Genomic DNA, 2,065 nt, shown 5'->3' with positions numbered 1-2,065 from the left:
TGTTTCTAAGTAAAAACCAATTACACTTTTCTTAAAAATACAAAAAAGCCCTTGTAGGGCTTTTTTGTATTTGAGAATTCCTATAAAGGTGTATGTGCAATGGAGGTTAAGCGGCTATGGCGCTTCGGCTACACTATCATATGCATCCGTTCATGTGAATTCCCAATAGGTTAAGCCCTATTTTTGGGGAAACTTTTTTTACTTTATCAGCACTTGTTCACTCGGCTTTATCACCTTGTACATATGGTTTACTACCACCAAAACCAGCATCTGTTAAAGTAAAGCACCCGTTAGCTTAATTACAGACTTCCCCTCCAGGCAATGTAAATACATCAAATCCATCGTCCCCTTGTAGTGACCAATCCTCTGGGGAAGTCGAAATTGATTATCAATTTTTAATTCCGGCCTTCTAGGACCCTTTCCTCTAATTCTGCCTGTTTGTTTTTGGCCATTAATAACTGTTTAATTTTGTGAAAGCTGAAGAGCAATTCGGATATTTTTATTCCCAAAATCTACCTAAATAGGAAAATTGGGGGATAACAAATTCAGTAATTAATCACTATGTACATGCCCCCATTTTAATTGTAATATTCTCCTTGTGGTGAATTTTTCGAATATTATTACAATTATATTAAATGGAGGTTATAAAATGAAAAAGAAAGTCATTGCGTTATCTTTATCTGGTTTAATGGTAGTCGGAGGATTTGTAAGCGCTCCTAATTCTGTTGGGGCAGTCGGTGAAGGGCCTAATTATGGCGGAAATGAGTCGATTCAGACTTCTATCCTACATACATACAATGAACTAGTTGAATTTCTTAAAACCCAAGATGCAAAACAAAATGATATGGAACTAGAAGTGATTGGTCAAACTGTAAAAGGCCGTGATATTTACCTCGCGAAATATATTTCTAACCCTAGCAATCCTACCATCCTCTTTTTAACCCAACAACACGGTAATGAACAACTGACGACGGAAGGCGCTCTAGAATTTATAAAACACTTAGGCACGAACAAAATGAAAGGTGTTCTTGATCATGTAAACATCCTTATCGTACCAATGTTAAATGCTGACGGAGCAATGGGTGATGTCAACTTTTCCCTTGATGACTATGTCGCTGACGGCGGAAGGCATTTGACTCGCTATAATGCTGTTGGCGCAGATTTAAACCGTGACCATGTTGCCAAAATACATCCAGAAACTCAAGCATTGCACAATAATGTGTTAAAAAAGTACAAAATAAATTATATGATTGATCTACATCATCAAGGAACTCAAAGTGAAATAGACGGGAAATATGTATCAGGGTCCATCCTATATCCGACAAACCGGAATATAAAGCCGGAAGTCCTAGAACGTTCAAAAAAATTAGGAGCTGTCGTGTTCAATGCTATTAACTCTAAGGGATGGGGGAATATTGGAAAATACAATGGCGGTTCAGAGGAAACAATTGGCCGTAATGGTGCCGCAGTTCAATATGATATTTCAACACTTCTTTTTGAAATGCGCGGCATGTCTGATCACAACTATGAGTCTTACGCGCTTGGACAAAAAAGCAATGGTTATTTGATTAAGCAAACGATAACCACCCTTGATGCAGCAACTAGAGCCATCGCTAATGGTTCAATTGAAAATGTGGATACAAGTTTTTGGAATACCCTTCCAACCCAAACCACTCGGCCTTCTGGAGAAGAAACAGAATAACTCCTTATATCAGCGATGATAGTCAATGTTCATTAGGAAAAAGTAATATTTTTCTTCGTTTTCTAACTTGTCCACGGTGCCTGACACCCAGCGTGTTAAAGATTTAACGCAAAGGGTCAGGCATCAATGTTCAGTTCATTTCTCCACTCACATCTAAGGGAAAAAAATTATCAAATGACGGCAGTGCAATTGATGCATGTGACTGTTCCGTGTAAAGCTATGGCTCCTGAAAATCCGCTTCTAAGGACAATAATTCCACAATAAAATTTGTATTCCTTCTTCATACAGATAGGTAAGGGTTTGAAGTTATCGCTCCCTTTTGTCGGGTAGGAGGGCGACCTCTCAGTCACCGTCCCCCCTAAG

The 2,065-nt window shown here is 38.6% G+C and carries 1 protein-coding gene; it reads left to right on the top strand.

Annotated elements, in window-relative coordinates; all coding sequences use genetic code 11:
- The first annotated feature begins 649 nt into the window (after positions 1–649).
- Positions 650–1,702, top strand: a complete 1,053-nt coding sequence (locus TR08_RS19505) for a M14 family zinc carboxypeptidase (protein ID WP_045521091.1) — start codon at positions 650–652, stop codon at positions 1,700–1,702.
- Positions 1,703–2,065: the final 363 nt, after the last annotated feature.

The organism is Neobacillus niacini, assembly GCF_000759675.1.
GTDB lineage: Bacteria > Bacillota > Bacilli > Bacillales > Cytobacillaceae > Neobacillus > Neobacillus niacini_A.
The sequence above is the reverse complement of the archived record's forward strand: the minus strand, read 5'-3'. Positions and strand labels throughout refer to the sequence as shown.